This window comes from Halostagnicola sp. A-GB9-2, from assembly GCF_030068615.1.
Lineage (GTDB): Archaea > Halobacteriota > Halobacteria > Halobacteriales > Natrialbaceae > Halostagnicola.
This window is the reverse complement of record NZ_JASJOC010000002.1, coordinates 26,248-40,716: the sequence shown is the minus strand read 5'-3', so window position 1 is coordinate 40,716 and position 14,469 is coordinate 26,248. Positions and strand designations below refer to the sequence as shown.

16 protein-coding genes are annotated in these 14,469 nt (G+C 59.1%); 9 read left to right on the top strand and 7 right to left on the bottom strand.

The annotated features are described in order from the left end of the window. Positions 1–62 precede the first annotated feature (62 nt). Together QNM96_RS05610 and QNM96_RS05605 are read left to right on the top strand one after the other, a co-directional pair. Positions 63–2,318 (top strand): NADP-dependent malic enzyme, encoded by a 2,256-nt coding sequence (locus QNM96_RS05610; RefSeq protein ID WP_283835043.1) that lies wholly within the window; start codon positions 63–65, stop codon positions 2,316–2,318. A 132-nt stretch (positions 2,319–2,450) separates the two neighbouring features. After that, positions 2,451–2,822, top strand: coding sequence for a 30S ribosomal protein S8e (locus QNM96_RS05605; RefSeq protein ID WP_283835042.1), 372 nt, complete (start codon positions 2,451–2,453; stop codon positions 2,820–2,822). Positions 2,823–3,001: 179 nt separating this feature from the next. Here QNM96_RS05605 and QNM96_RS05600 read toward each other — a convergent pair whose 3' ends face one another. Next, complete coding sequence (locus QNM96_RS05600; protein WP_283835041.1) at positions 3,002–3,160, bottom strand: hypothetical protein; 159 nt, start codon at positions 3,158–3,160, stop codon at positions 3,002–3,004. A gap of 214 nt (positions 3,161–3,374) precedes the next feature. Continuing rightward, positions 3,375–4,370: a phosphate uptake regulator PhoU gene (locus QNM96_RS05595; protein ID WP_283835040.1), complete on the bottom strand. Its 996-nt coding sequence runs from the start codon at positions 4,368–4,370 to the stop codon at positions 3,375–3,377. Between the two features lie 208 nt (positions 4,371–4,578). Between QNM96_RS05595 and QNM96_RS05590 the strand changes: the two genes are divergently transcribed. The 4 genes from QNM96_RS05590 to pstB all read left to right on the top strand — a co-directional run bounded on the left by QNM96_RS05590 (position 4,579) and on the right by pstB (position 8,513). Beyond that, on the top strand, positions 4,579–5,577 hold the full coding sequence (locus QNM96_RS05590) for a PstS family phosphate ABC transporter substrate-binding protein (RefSeq protein ID WP_283835039.1): 999 nt from the start codon (positions 4,579–4,581) through the stop codon (positions 5,575–5,577). Continuing rightward, the gene (gene pstC, locus QNM96_RS05585; protein WP_283835038.1) at positions 5,574–6,497 is read left to right on the top strand and encodes a phosphate ABC transporter permease subunit PstC; all 924 of its coding nucleotides are present in this window, start codon (positions 5,574–5,576) and stop codon (positions 6,495–6,497) included. The genes QNM96_RS05590 and pstC overlap by 4 nt, the downstream gene beginning before the upstream one ends. Next, positions 6,494–7,429, top strand: coding sequence for a phosphate ABC transporter permease PstA (pstA, locus tag QNM96_RS05580; protein WP_283835037.1), 936 nt, complete (start codon positions 6,494–6,496; stop codon positions 7,427–7,429). Before pstC ends, pstA begins: the two co-directional genes overlap by 4 nt. 226 nt (positions 7,430–7,655) lie before the next feature. Further along, positions 7,656–8,513, top strand: coding sequence for a phosphate ABC transporter ATP-binding protein PstB (gene pstB, locus QNM96_RS05575; protein ID WP_283835036.1), 858 nt, complete (start codon positions 7,656–7,658; stop codon positions 8,511–8,513). Positions 8,514–8,594: 81 nt separating this feature from the next. Here the strand turns inward: pstB and QNM96_RS05570 are convergent, their stop codons facing one another. The 3 genes from QNM96_RS05570 to QNM96_RS05560 all read right to left on the bottom strand — a co-directional run bounded on the left by QNM96_RS05570 (position 8,595) and on the right by QNM96_RS05560 (position 10,644). After that, positions 8,595–9,065 (bottom strand): NYN domain-containing protein, encoded by a 471-nt coding sequence (locus QNM96_RS05570; RefSeq protein WP_283835640.1) that lies wholly within the window; start codon positions 9,063–9,065, stop codon positions 8,595–8,597. Positions 9,066–9,385: 320 nt separating this feature from the next. After that, positions 9,386–9,541, bottom strand: coding sequence for a hypothetical protein (locus QNM96_RS05565; protein WP_345782524.1), 156 nt, complete (start codon positions 9,539–9,541; stop codon positions 9,386–9,388). Positions 9,542–9,753: 212 nt separating this feature from the next. Beyond that, a complete protein-coding gene (locus tag QNM96_RS05560; RefSeq protein ID WP_283835034.1) occupies positions 9,754–10,644 on the bottom strand; it encodes a dihydrodipicolinate synthase family protein in 891 nt (296 codons plus the stop codon). Between the two features lie 247 nt (positions 10,645–10,891). Between QNM96_RS05560 and gcvT the strand changes: the two genes are divergently transcribed. Next, the gene (gene gcvT, locus QNM96_RS05555; RefSeq protein WP_283835033.1) at positions 10,892–11,989 is read left to right on the top strand and encodes a glycine cleavage system aminomethyltransferase GcvT; all 1,098 of its coding nucleotides are present in this window, start codon (positions 10,892–10,894) and stop codon (positions 11,987–11,989) included. After that, positions 11,989–12,372, top strand: a complete 384-nt coding sequence (gene gcvH, locus QNM96_RS05550; RefSeq protein WP_283835032.1) for a glycine cleavage system protein GcvH — start codon at positions 11,989–11,991, stop codon at positions 12,370–12,372. Before gcvT ends, gcvH begins: the two co-directional genes overlap by 1 nt. Before the next feature lie 157 nt (positions 12,373–12,529). On the opposite strand, the gene QNM96_RS05545 is transcribed toward gcvH, so the two are convergent. Further along, positions 12,530–13,057 (bottom strand): hypothetical protein, encoded by a 528-nt coding sequence (locus QNM96_RS05545; RefSeq protein ID WP_283835031.1) that lies wholly within the window; start codon positions 13,055–13,057, stop codon positions 12,530–12,532. A 202-nt stretch (positions 13,058–13,259) separates the two neighbouring features. On the opposite strand from QNM96_RS05545, the gene QNM96_RS05540 reads away from it, so the two are divergent. Then, a complete protein-coding gene (locus QNM96_RS05540; RefSeq protein ID WP_283835029.1) occupies positions 13,260–13,787 on the top strand; it encodes a GNAT family N-acetyltransferase in 528 nt (175 codons plus the stop codon). A 30-nt stretch (positions 13,788–13,817) separates the two neighbouring features. Here QNM96_RS05540 and QNM96_RS05535 read toward each other — a convergent pair whose 3' ends face one another. Then, positions 13,818–14,423, bottom strand: a complete 606-nt coding sequence (locus QNM96_RS05535) for a GNAT family N-acetyltransferase (protein ID WP_283835028.1) — start codon at positions 14,421–14,423, stop codon at positions 13,818–13,820. Positions 14,424–14,469: the final 46 nt, after the last annotated feature.

Below are 14,469 nucleotides of genomic sequence, written 5' to 3'. Positions count from 1 at the left end.
TTCGACGGTTGTCGAAATGCGGCTTCGCATTGTTTTTAGTGGTTCACGTTAGTGATCCCCGTATGGGACTAGACGAGGACGCACTGGAGTACCACCGAATCGATCCGCCGGGAAAACTCGAGATTTCGACGACGAAACCGACGAATACGCAGCGCGATCTTTCACTCGCGTACTCGCCCGGCGTCGCCGCGCCGTGTCTCGAGATCGACGAGGACGAATCTGAAGCGTTTCAGTACACCGCCAAGGGGAACCTCGTCGGCGTGATCTCGAACGGTTCCGCGGTGCTCGGACTGGGCGATATCGGTGCCCAGGCGTCCAAGCCAGTCATGGAAGGAAAAGGCGTCCTCTTCAAGCGATTTGCCGATATCGATGTCTTCGATATCGAACTCGACGAGGCGGATCCGGAGAAGGTGGTCGAAGCCGCGAAAATGATGGAACCGACCTTCGGCGGAATCAATTTAGAGGACATCAAAGCACCCGGCTGTTTCACCATCGAGGAACGGCTTCGCGAAGAGATGGACATTCCCGTCTTCCACGACGACCAGCACGGAACCGCGATCATCTCCGGGGCCGCATTGCTCAACGCGGCCGATATCGCCGACAAAGATCTCGAGGATCTACAGATCGTCTTCTCCGGAGCCGGCGCAAGCGCGCTCGCAACCGCTCGCTTCTACGTCTCGCTCGGCGCGAAGCGGGAGAACATCCTCATGTGTGACTCCTCGGGGATCATCACGCAAGCCCGCGCCGCGGCCGACGACATCAACGAGTACAAACGGGAGTTCGCTCGAGACGTGCCGGAAGGCGATCTCTCGGACGCGATGAAAGGAGCCGACGTCTTCGTCGGCCTCTCGATCGGCGGGATCGTCGACCAGAATATGGTTCGGTCGATGGGCGACGACCCGATCATCTTCGCGATGGCCAACCCCGACCCGGAAATCGGCTACGCTGAAGCCAAGGAGGCTCGAGACGACACCGTCATCATGGCGACGGGCCGCTCGGACTATCCGAATCAGGTCAACAACGTCCTCGGCTTTCCCTTCATCTTCCGCGGCGCACTCGACGTTCGCGCGACCGAGATCAACGAAGACATGAAAGTCGCCGCGGCCAGTGCGCTGGCGGATCTGGCCCGCCAGGACGTCCCCGACGCGGTTGTCAAAGCCTACGGCGACGACCCCATCCAGTATGGACCCGATTACATTATTCCGAAACCGGTCGATCCTCGAGTCCTGTTCCGGATCGCGCCCGCCGTTGCCCAGGCCGCGGTCGACTCCGGTGCCGCTCGCGCGGACGTCGATATCGACGAGTACGAAGAACAACTCGAGGCCAGACTCGGCAAGTCCAGAGAGATGATGCGCGTCGTCCTCAACAAGGCCAAAAGCGAACCCAAAACGGTCGCCCTCGCGGAGGGCGAGAACGAGAAGATGATCCGTGCGGCCTATCAACTGCAGGAACAGGGGATCGCCCTCCCGATTCTCATCGGCGACGAAGCCGAGATCAAATCGACCGCCACGAACCTCGGCCTCGACTTCGAACCGGAAGTTGCCGATCCGGATGCGGGTGACTACGAACGCTACGCCGAACGGCTGCACGAACTCCGCCAGCGCAAGGGAATCACGCGCACCGAAGCGGGCGAACTCGTTCGCCGGGACACGAACTACTTCGGCAGCGTGATGGTCGAGGAGGGCGACGCCGACGCGTTCCTGACCGGCCTCTCTCACCACTACCCCTCGGCGCTTCGACCGCCGCTTCAGGTTATCGGTACCGCGGACGACGTCGACTACGCCGCCGGCGTCTACATGCTCACGTTCAAGAACCGCGTAATCTTCATCGCCGACGCGACCGTCAACCAGTCGCCCGACGAGGACGTTCTCGCGGAAGTGACCAAACAGACGGGCAAGCTCGCCCGACGGTTCAACGTCGAACCCCGCGCCGCGCTCCTGTCGTACTCGAACTTCGGCAGCGTCACGAACGAAGATACCGTCAAGCCGCGCAAGGCGGCACAGCAACTCCAGGACGATCCCGCGGTCGACTTCCCCGTCGACGGCGAGATGCAAGCCGACACAGCCGTCGTCGAGGACATCCTCGAGGGAACCTACGGCTTTTCGGAACTCGAGGAGCCGGCGAACGTACTCGTCTTCCCGAACCTCGAGTCGGGGAACATCGGCTACAAACTGCTCCAGCGTCTGGGCGGTGCCGACGCGATCGGTCCGATGCTGACCGGGATGGACAAACCCGTCCACGTCCTCCAGCGGGGCGACGAGGTCAAGGACATCGTTAACCTGGCTGGCGTCGCGGTCGTCGACGCACAGCAAGAGTAACGCCTTCGACCGCACCCACGTAACGGTCCGCCGCCACACCACGTATCGGTCCGTCGTTTACTCTAGTCCGTCGGCTCTGACAGCCCGGGCGAAAAGGTTGCATTCAAGTATCCGCCCGGACTTTCAACGGATATGCAAGATCAAGGCCGTTCTACACGCAAGCGAACAGGCGGGCGACTCAAGCACATCCGAAACCGACGCAAATACGAACTCGGCCGGCTTCCGACCGAGACCCAGGTCGGTGAACCGCGCTACCGGACCGTCGACGTCCGCGGAAACGGCGAGAAGACGCGAGCACTCGCGACGGACGTCGTAAACGTCAACAAGGGCGGCGAAACCGTGACGACCGAGATCAACGACGTCGTCGAAAACGACGCGAACCCGAACTACGTTCGACGAAACATCATCACCAAGGGCGCAATCATCGACACCGACGAAGGGAACGCTCGAGTCACCTCCCGTCCCGGCCAGAACGGACAGGTTAACGCCGTTCTCGTCGAATAACTGTCGGAGTTCGAAAGCGATCTTCTCGAGTGCCGTTCATCTATTTCGCTAGCGGCGCGAAGTATCTGCAGATACCGGTCGATCGAACGACTCCGCCGAAACAGTCTGAGAGAGACGAACACAGCAGAATTGATACGCTGAACAGGCACAATACAACGGCCGTTAGCCCGTGGAGGATGTCAATCGGCAGTCTGCGCTTCGTGTCCGCTGACGAACTCGCGGAGTCGATCTGAGTACATTCCGACGCCGATTCCGAGCACGAACGTCAGGTAACTCGGAACGAGTATCCACCAGAGATTCGGATGACCGTGGCCGGCGTGTAGTAGGGTGTCGAACATACACCTCCTATCTCAATGGGAGGGAATTAATCTGCCGGTATCCGCAGTTCTTTCTCGTTCGTCGCGTGATTTCGGTAACTGATCGTGACACGAGGGAGAGAGAACGGTGCTCGAGCAGGTATTTCTACAGCATCCGTCCACTGTTCGAGGCACACACCGACGATTGCTCGAGGATCAGTGGCCGGTCTCCGCCGACCGATAGAGCCGATCCGACTCAGGGGCTCGGCGCGGCCTTCTGTAACGCCGTTTCCGCGATGTTGCCCCCGTAATCTGCGCTCCGAGACAGCGAGTCGATGATCAGGCCGAGCGATTGGGCCTGCATCGGGTCGAGTTCTCGAAGCATGTCGTCGATCGTCCGGGTGTGCTCGTCGATATCCAAAATTAGCTCTCGAGCGGCGTGGCCAAGCCGGTTCGCTTCCTCACCGTCTTCGGCGAACAGCGCGTCCAGGGACTTCTCCAGCACGTCGAAAGCGTCGTCGTGAAGCGAGACGAGCGCACTGGCAACGCCCTCGGGAATCTCCTCGAGTTTGAGCGCGAGCTGACTGATCTTGACCGCGTGGTCGGCGACGCGCTCGAGCTGTCTGGCGCTCGAGTGGTAATCAAAACAGTCCTCCCGGGGAACCCCCAGCTCTTCGGCGGCGCGCGGCGAACGGAGCGTCGCACGGAAAATCCGCGAGACGACCAGCCAGAGACGGTCGACATCGTCGTCGCGTTCGATCACGTCGCGCGCGATATCGTCATCGTTCTCGACGAGGGCGGTGACGGCGTCATCGAGCATCGACGAAGAGATCAGCCGCATGCGGGTGACGGCGTTGACGATCGAAAGCTCCGAGGAGTCGAGTAGATCCTGGATAACGACGCTATCGGTGGTCTCTTCGAGCACTTCAACGCCGACGAGGCTCTGGGTTGCGTTCCGGATCGCCCGGCGCTGGTCGGTCGTGATCCGGTTTGCCTCGAGTCGGATGAGGTCGAACCCGCTGACGTACATCGTCATGACGGCCCGGGTCAACCGCTCGTCCTCGAGATTCGAGACATCGAGCGTCCCCTCCTGTCTGTCGACGTCGCTCTGTGGAGTCAACAGGAGCGAATCGTCCTCGGGGTAGAACTCGACGGTCGTCCCGGCGCTGACCTCGTTCTCCGTTGCCCAGGATTTTGGAAGCGATACCGTGTACGTCGACCCGCCCGTCACCTGGACTTTTCGCGTCTCCATAGTCAGGGGTTTTGGACATGGTACTATAAATCTACCCCAATCTATAGAGACACACCTGTAATCGACTATAGAAGCGTTCGAAGGCCGCAAACCGCGCATATTATGATCAGTATCCATCAATATATTGGGCCTGTTAATGGTTGTCCTACATAGTACTATATAGAAATAATAGAAGGGTATTTAGATCCCATCTTCTAATGATTTCGTGATGGAAACTGAGCCGATATCGGGACGCGGCGGGGGCGTTTCTCGCCGTCGCGTTCTACTCGGCACCGCGGGAACGGCCCTGACCGGGCTGGCCGGGTGTCTCACCCGCGGTGAAGACAGTGGACTCGAGGGGCGTATCGTCATCGACGGTTCGAACACGTTGTTGCCAAACAGTGCGCTAGTTGCAGAGCAATTCCTCTGGCAAAACAATCAAGTGCAAATCCCCGTCAGCGGGTCCGGCACCGGTGCCGGATTCCAACAGTTCTGTTTGGGTGAGACAGACCTCCAGAACGCGAGCCGCGAGATCAGTGACGACGAACGGGAACTTTGCCGTGATAACGGCATCGATCCGGACGAGGACATCCTTGAGCTTGAGGTCGTGATGGACGGAATCGCGGTTATGAAACACCCAGATAACGACTGGTGTGATTGTCTCACGAGCGACCAGCTCGAAGAACTCTGGCGAAACGACTCGCCGATCCAAACCTGGGCGGATATCGATGACGATTGGCCCGACGAAGAGATTTCGTTTTACGGACGCGACGCGGCATCCGGGACGTTCGACTACTTTACCGAGGAAGCGACGGGCGGCGTCGCAAACATTCGTGACGATTACAGCGGTTCCCCTGATACCAACGTCATCGTCAGAGGTGTTCGAGGAAACGAGGACGCGATCGGGTTCGGCGGTGCTGGCTACTACTACGAGAACGAAGACGATCTCGAACTGATTGGTATCGACGATGGAAACGGGTGTACACGCCCGACCTCGGAAACGATCGAAGCCGAAGACGAAGAAGATCGGTACACACCGCTTGCTCGACCGATGTATCTGTACGTCCGAACAGAGGAACTGAGTCGAGAGGTCTACCGTGAGTTCTTACGGTATTACCTCGAAAACACTCGAGAGACAGCACGTGAGGTCGGGTTCTACGCAGTTCCCGAGGAGACAGTTTCTAACCAACGCGAGAAACTCGAAAATGCAATCGAGGAGCACACATGAGTTCTGATTCGATCGACCTCTCCAGAAGCACGAACGATGTCGGCGGGCTCGGTGACCGGTTCGCACATTACGTATTCTTCGGCTGTGCGCTGGTAACCGTCGCAACGACGGTCGCGATTATCGCTGTTCTGGTAAACGGCGCGCTCGATTTCTTCTCGGAGGTGTCTCTCCTCGAGTACTTGACTAGCACCAACTGGTCCCCGCGGGCAACGGACGATCCCGGGTTTGGTGTGTTACCGCTGGTCTGGGGAACGCTTATGATCACCGTCGGCTCGGCACTGGTTGCGATTCCGGTCGGAACGCTTACCGCGATTTACCTCTCCGAATACGCCGACCAGCGCGTGCGAAAAACGGTCAAACCGACACTCGAGGTTCTCGCAGGTATCCCGACGATCGTCTATGGCTTTTTTGCCCTGTCGTTCATTACACCGGTAATTCAGTTTTTCTTCCCGGAAACGGGAACGTTCAACGCGGCGTCGGGTGCGATCGTCGTCGGTGTAATGATTATTCCGATGGTGTCGTCGCTTTCGGAAGACGCGATGAGTTCGGTTCCGGACTCGCTTCGAAATGCGGCCTACGGCCTCGGTGCGACGAAGTTCGAGGTGTCGACACAGGTCGTCGTCCCTGCATCGCTGTCGGGAATCCTGGCTGCGTATATTCTGGCAATCTCGCGGGCAATCGGGGAGACGATGGCGGTGGCGCTCGCCGCAGGTGCGCTCTCTCAGATAACGACGAATCCGCTCGATGAGGTCCAGACGATGACTGCATTTATGGTCGAAATCGGGACTGGTGACGCCTCTGTCGGCTCGATTGGCTACCAGAGCCTGTTCGCGATCGGCTTGACGCTATTCATCATGACATTCACGATGAACATCGGCAGTATGTGGATCCGGTCACGGTACCGGGAGGAGTATGAATGAGCGCTCCAACTGAATCCGAAGAGTTCGAGTTTGACGGCACTTCGATCAAACGCAAACGCCAGATCGGCCGAGTGTTCCTCGGCCTCTGCGTCGGCGCGACGATGGTCGGCATCGTTGCACTGGTCGCCCTGTTACTCGACGTGCTCGTCGAGGCGTGGGGATGGCTTACCTGGGAATTCTTGACCTATCCTCCGTCGCAGTTGGTCGAGAACTACAACCCCGCAAACTACGGCGATCTTCCAACAGGACCCGGCGGGATCTACCCTGCGCTGGTGGGATCGATCTATCTGATTAGCCTGACCGCAATCTTTACGCTCGTCCTCGGTGTCGGTGCGGCGATCTATCTCGAAGAGTACGCGCCGGATACCCGACTCACGCAGTTCATCGAGGCGAACATCTCCAATCTCGCCGGTGTTCCGTCGATCGTCTACGGTCTCCTCGGACTGGCGATGTTTGTTCGGGCGCTCCACACCGGCGCGAGTCTTATCGCGGGCGCGCTGACACTGACGCTGCTCATCCTCCCGATCGTCATCGTCTCCTCACAGGAGGCGCTCCGGGCCGTCCCGGACTCGATGCGTCGTGCATCCTACGGATCGGGCGCGACGAAGTGGCAAACCGTCCGAAACGTCGTACTTCCCGAGGCAGTCCCGGGGATCATGACCGGAATAATTCTCTCGCTCTCGCGGGCGATCGGCGAAACAGCACCGATTCTAATGGTCGGTGCAGCCACGTCGATGTTCGCCCCGCCGGAAGTAACTGATCCCACGGGCCCATTCGCCGCGATGCCGATGCAAATCTTCGAGTGGGCGAGTTTACCCGAAGGCGATTTCCAACATGTCGCTGCCGCCGGGATCGTCGTCTTGCTCGCGATCTTGTTGCTGATGAACGCAGTCGCGATTTTTATCAGGAACAGGTACGATCGACGAGGATAGCGGACGTCACGCAGTTACGGCTTGCGAATGTGTTTCTTGTCCGGATTCGAGCTGGTCCGGATCCAAGCTGAACCGGATTTGAACTGTACCAAGTTCGAGCTGAACCAGGGATGTCGAATCAGTAGCGCCGCCTATCGAACGGCCGCGGGAGGCCTCGAGCGGGACCCACTCGGCGTTCGATTCCGGAACAGGTAACTGCCTGAGGGCCGACAATCAAGTAACCCGTATGACGGCAAACAGCGGCGGACCTGAGACGGTCTCGAAGCACCAAATCGACGATTCTCCCCCGGCAGAAACGACCACGAGCGAGACGCTCGAGGACGCGTGGGGCGACGAGGCCGTAATCCAGTCTCGGGACCTCGAGGTCTTTTACGGCGACGAACAGGCCCTCGACGAGATCGACATGGATATTCCCGAACGGCAGGTAACGGCGCTCATTGGGCCCTCGGGCTGTGGAAAGTCGACGTTCCTGCGATCGATCAACCGGATGAACGATCTGATCGACGTCGCTCGCGTCGAGGGCGATCTCTACTTCCACGGGAAGAACGTCTACGACGACGACGTCGATCCCGTTGCACTCCGTCGAAAGATCGGAATGGTCTTCCAGAAGCCGAACCCGTTCCCGAAAAGTATCTTCGACAACGTCGCCTACGGCCTTCGCGTCCAGGATCAGGAGGACAACGTCGACGAACAGGTCCAGCAGGCTCTCGAGCGAGCCGCACTCTGGGACGAGGTAAAGGATCAGCTTGATTCCTCGGGGCTCGATCTCTCGGGCGGCCAACAACAGCGACTCTGTATCGCCCGCGCGATCGCGCCCGACCCCGAAGTCATCCTGATGGACGAGCCGGCGAGCGCACTCGACCCCGTCGCGACCTCGAAGATCGAGGATCTCGTCGAGGAACTCTCTCAGGAGTACACCGTCGTTATCGTCACCCACAACATGCAACAGGCCGCCCGGATTTCGGACAAGACGGCCGTGTTCCTGACCGGCGGTCGACTCGTGGAGTTCGACGAGACGAACAAGATCTTTAACAACCCGGAGAGCCAGCGCGTCGAGGACTACATCACGGGCAAGTTCGGGTAGTCTGTCCCTCCGCAAGGCAAGAAACACGCTCGATCGTTTTTCTCCCAGATCTGTTTTTCCGTTCGCTGACACCCTTCGTCGTTACTCCGCCAGCGTAACCCCCTCGTCGGCCGCGTTCCGAAGGGCGTCGGAGCGACCGTGACTCCCCGGCGCAATTGCGACGGTGTGGATGCCGGCCGTGCCCGCGTACTCGAGTACCGGCTTGAAATCCGTGTCCCGCGAGGCGATGACGAGGGTGTCGATGGTTTCGTCGGCGCTAAAAGCGGTCGCATCGACGGCGAGTTTGACGTCCACATCGCCGCTCGTGATAATGACCTCGTAGCCGCGGGCCTCCGCGGCCTGAATCAATCCCGGTGTCGCATGTTCGTCGAGATAGAGCCTGGTGATCCCGACGCGTCCGTACTCGAGTGCCTCGTCCCGGACGTCGTCTAGATCGACATCAAATTCGTCGCGAAGCACGTTCGGTCCGTCGACGAAGAGTCCGACGCTGGGCGGCGAGTCAGAAGGGGGATCGGACGAAGACTCGAGACGAGAGCGAACGCGGTCGAAGATGGACATCGATACTACTCCGTAGCGGGGGTCGCGAAATAGGTGTGACGAAAGGATCGGGACCGACGGCCGTTTCGATGCCCGGCGGTGGTGGTTCCTCGTGACAGTCAATGGGAAGTTACAGCTGAGGGCGATTGTCCGTAGCCGTAGTCGCTGATAGAGGCGATTGCCCATAGGCACGATTGTCGAGGCATGCGATCGGCAATTCGTACGGTTCTCGAGAACGAACGGTTACCGAATTCACTGGTCACCCCCAGAATCAACCGGTTCGCGATCGCGAAACTAAGCCAGGATACAAACTCGTCCTGTACCGATATGAACCCTTATTCGGCACCCGTTCCGGCAGCCGTATCGAACTCGTCGGGATCGTCGAGCACATCGGTCTGCTCGACGACTTCGAACGTACTGGTTCCGCAACTACAGCCGTCCTGACCGATGATCTGGATGTCTCCATCCGGCCACTGTCGTGCCGCATACACTGAGTCGCAGTTCTCGCAGGAAGCTAACACTCTCTCAATGTCTTCTCTTCGGGACATTTGATACAGTACAAGAGGAGAGATACTATGAAAGAATCTTTCTATTTTGAAGGTGTTAACGCTGGAACCAGTGAGTTTCGGGGTCAACCGGATGTAACGGTGAGAGCATTTTTCGGCAATACCGGTTCGTGATCGGTTCCCGATCACCGATCCTATCAGTCCGAAAATTCCTCGAGTGCCTGATCGACGGAGGTAACGATCCGTCTCGTGCCATCGTCTTCGACGGCCACCAGCGGTGGTCGGACCCGATCTGATTGAATAACTCCCCGATAGGAGAGTGCGGTTTTCGTCGCCGGCGCGAATCCGAACTCCTTGCACGATTCGAACAGCGGGCTAATTGCGTTCTTCTGAAGCGCTCGGCCGCGCTCGTCGTGTTTGCGTGTTAATGCGCTATCGTAGACGTTCGGGAGCACGTTCGAGAGCGCGTTGACACCGCCGTCTGCGCCCATCCGCATCGCCGGGACGAGAAGCGAGTCGTACCCCTGAAGCATGAGGAACTCCTCCGGAGTTCGGTCAAGCACCGTAAGAAAGTACTCGAGATCGCCACTCGAGTCTTTGAGCCCGAGTATTCGGTCGTGGTCAGCCAGGGAAACGACGGTTTCCGGGGCAATCTCCCGGCCGGTACAGGCGGGAATGTTGTACAGAAGCAGTGGAAGCGACGACCGATCGGCGACGGTCTCGAAGAATCGCTGGTTTCCCTGCGGTGCGTTCGCCGTATGAAAGTACGGCGGCGTGAGCACTGCTGCGTCGGCTCCAGCGGCGGAAGCGACGTCGATCGCTTCGACCGCGGATTCGACATCCGTCGCTGACGCGCCCGCGACGACGGGAACCGAGGCCCGTTCGACGGTATGTTCGACGAGCAGTCGCCGTTCGTCGGGCGACAAGCTCGCGAACTCGCCCGTCGTCCCGGCCGGAAATAGCGCGTCAATCGATCCCGCCTCGAGGTGGTCGATCAGATCGGTTACTGCACCGGTATCGACGGTCCCGTCGGCGAAGGGGGTGATCATCGGACAGGTGATGCCCCGCAACTGATCTCGAATGTCCATACGAGAAGTGCTTCGTCCATCCCTAAAGCCGTACTCCTCGAGAATCCCCTCTCCGGTTCCGGATAGGGAGCCGAACCCGGACCGTGCGGTGCGGTTCGGCAGACGGCTTATCGTGTGGTTCGGCAGTCGATCGACAGTGCAGTTCGACGGACTACCGTCGAATCGATCGGCGATCGCCAACCGGAATCGAGCTGCTTCGCCCACAGCGACGAAAAGACATTACTATCCCGGGGGTGTCCAGTCGATTATGCCGCTTCAGACGCCGCCGTTACGTGGGGTCCACGACGACTACGGAGCGAAGTTTACCGAGTTCGGCGGCTGGGATATGCCCGTCGAGTTCGAGTCGATCCGCGACGAACACGTCGCGGTCCGAGAGGACGCCGGAAAGTTCGACGTCTCGCACATGGGCGAGATTCACGTTACCGGCCCGGATTCGACCCGGCTCATGCAGCGACTCACCTCGAACGACGTGGCGGCACTCGAGGTCGGCGACTCCCAGTACGCGGCGATCACCGACGAGGACGGCACGATCATCGACGACACGGTGATTTATCGGCTCCCCGACGAGGACGGGACGGCGACGTACCTGTTCGTTCCGAACGCCGGTACCGACGAGGCGATGCACGAGCGCTGGATCACCCACCGAAACGAGTGGGATCTCGAGGCGACGGTCGACAACATGACCGACGAGTACGCGATGTTCGCCGTTCAAGGGCCGAACGCGGCCAGTCTCCTCGGCGACGTCGTCGAGGAATCGATCGCGGATCTCTCTCGGTTCGAAGCGCGGTACGCGACGATCGCCGGCGTCGAGTGTTGGACCGCCCGAACCGGGTACACGGGGGAGGACGGATTCGAATTCGTCGTCCCGTGGAACGACGCGGAAACGGTCTGGTCGGCGTTCGACTGTAAACCGTGCGGACTCGGCGCTCGCGATACACTCCGGATCGAAGCCGGCTTCCTCCTCGCCGGGCAGGATTTTGACCGCGAGTCCAATCCTCGAAACCCCTACGAAGCTCGCATCGGGTTTGCGGTTAAGCTCGAGACCGACTTCGTCGGTCGGGACGCACTCGAGCGAGTCCACGAAGAAGGCGTCGAGGAGAAACTCGTCGGCATCAAGCTGATCGACCGCGGCGTCCCGAGACACGGCTACGACATCACCAACACAGACAGCCGCGTTATCGGGACGGTGACGAGCGGGACCATGAGTCCAACCCTCGAGTCGCCGATCGGGCTCGGCTACGTTCCGGTCGAGTACGCGGATCCGGGCACGACGCTCAGAGTCGTTGTCCGCGGACAGTCCAAGAAAGCAAGAGTCGAAACGATTCCGTTTATCGACACAGTATAATGAGCTTCGACATCCCAGCAGACAGACGGTATCAAGAATCGCACGAATGGACACTCGAGACAGACGGCGTCGTCCGCGTCGGCATCACGGACTTCGCACAGGACGAACTGGGCGACGTTGTCTTCGTCGAACTCCCCGACGAAGGAGACGACGTCGTTCGAGACGAGGAGTTCGGCGTCATCGAGTCGATCAAAGCCGTCTCGGACCTCTACGCGCCCGTCAGCGGCGAGGTAGTCGCGGTCAACGAGGACCTCTTCGACACGCCAGAACTCGTCAACGACGATCCGTTCGGCGACGGATGGATGCTCGAGATCGAGCCTGCGGAGGAGGACGAACTCGAGGCGTTGCTGACGGACGAGGAGTACGAAGACCAGATTGCCTGAACGGCAACGACAGTTCGTTTTTCCAAATCACCGTTCGAACCGACAACCATTGTTTCGGTTACGGAGGGCAAGGAGATGCCCCGACCTTCAGACTGAGCGGATGCCACGTCGAACGTATCAGCCGTTTACTACAGGTGCGAACATCGATCCTAAATAACTATATCCACAGATACATCACCACATGCGGAATGAGAAATCCTACCAATACCGCAACAGCAGCGAGCGGTGTTGCTAGCCAGAGTGCCGAGTAATCCCCTACTGGCTGTCCGCTATATACTGCCAAAGAAACATCCCAAGCGAGATACACCCCGGTCATGAGAAGCGAAATGAGGACGATAGATGCAGCCGCGCTGTGCAATCCAAGACTAACGAGAACGGCTGCGATCGCGACGACACCAAGGGTCTGGACAAGTTCTCCGGCACCGATGTAGACTTCGAGATGTTCATATTCAGGGTCGTGTCCCTCGTACAGTTCGCTGTACCGTTCGAATTCGTCCGGCCCAACCCACTCGTCATCGTCACACAATGCGACGTGCTGAGGAAACTCCGTCATGACGAGTTTGATATCCGCTGAGGGAATGCCAACCACCCACCGTCCAGTCATATAATGTCCTAGTTCATGGATGAAAATAGTACCGAGCACAACCACCACGAACCCGAGGATACTCCAGAGAAAATCGAGCATGTCGACGTATTGTTACTCGTGAAAAATAATTTTGATGAATCATCTGCCGTTTTTGATGAAAGCTGAGTCTTCAACGAACTGTACGATATGCGTGTCACCTGCACGTACCGAAAAGGCTAAAATCGGACGATTTCCGAATTTTGGGTCGACACGCGCCATCGCCAATCGATAGAGCCACACGGCTCGATTTCAATTCTCCGGCATGTCGATCGAGATTCGCTCCGCCGACCTCGAGACGGACCGCGACGGCCTCTGGCGGCTCAAGCGCCAGTTCGAACTCGGACTGGGAACTGATACTGGGGGCGAACAGAAAGCCGAGATCTACGAGCAGAAATTGACAGGCGAGTACCGAACTCGGTATCTCGAGTGGGCCGAACGCTGTACCGAAGAAGCAGCCCAATCCATCCTGGTTGCCGAACGGAACGCGACTGCCGGTCGAACGACCGACGGAGGCGAACGCCTCGTCGGCTACATATTCGTCCTGCCAGAGTCGCTCTCGCTCATCTGGGATGCCGGCGTCGTGAACGAACTCTTCGTCGCCGAGCCACACCGAGGAACTGGTGTTGCCGACCGACTCATGGAACGCGCGCTCGAGGTTCTTTCCGAACAGGACCTCCCCCTCGAGCGCGTCGTCCTCGACGTCGATCGGGCTAATGACCGCGCCCAGGCCTTCTACGAGCGATACGGGTTCGACCATTGGGGCGAACTCGTTTCCCGGCCGCTCGAGTGACAGATAGACAACTCCGGTAGCCCGGTCATCTCACTTCGAGTCCGAGAAACGTCGCGACTCGCGATACTGCTCTCGAGTAATTGTGTAGCGGTGGAGGTCGCGAACCGAATCACCGATAGGAACCCAGTTACGGAGGATCCCATCGTACTCGCCGTCGAAGCGGTCGACGTACTTCTCGATCGCTCGTTTCGAGTTCTCGTTTCCAGCCAGATACCCCGCCGAAACCATCTCGAGATCGAGCTCCTCGAACGCGAGCTCGATTAACGCGGCGGCTCGTTCACCCGAGTAGCCACGACCCCAGAACGGCTTCCGGAGCCAGACGCCGAGCCGAGCAGTTCGTTTCTCCCAGAGCGGGATCAGGCTGGCAACACCCGCGAACTCACCGGCGTTCGGTTCCTCGGCGGCCGGATACATCGCCCAGTTCGCGCGCGTACGCTCATCCCACTGTTCCGCTGACTCGAGGAGATACTGCCGGGACTCCTCTGGGGTGTGATGAACCTCGTCGGTCAAATGGGTCGCAACCTCGTCGAATCCGCTGTCAGGGTTTCGGTACTCGTACAGTTCGAGCGGGTCGATCGTTTCTCGAGTGAGTTTTCTGAACTCGAGGCGCTCGGTTTCGAGGGTTTCGGGGAACATTCGTTTGCCACCGTACGCACACGCTGTATAAAATAGTCAGCAAGGA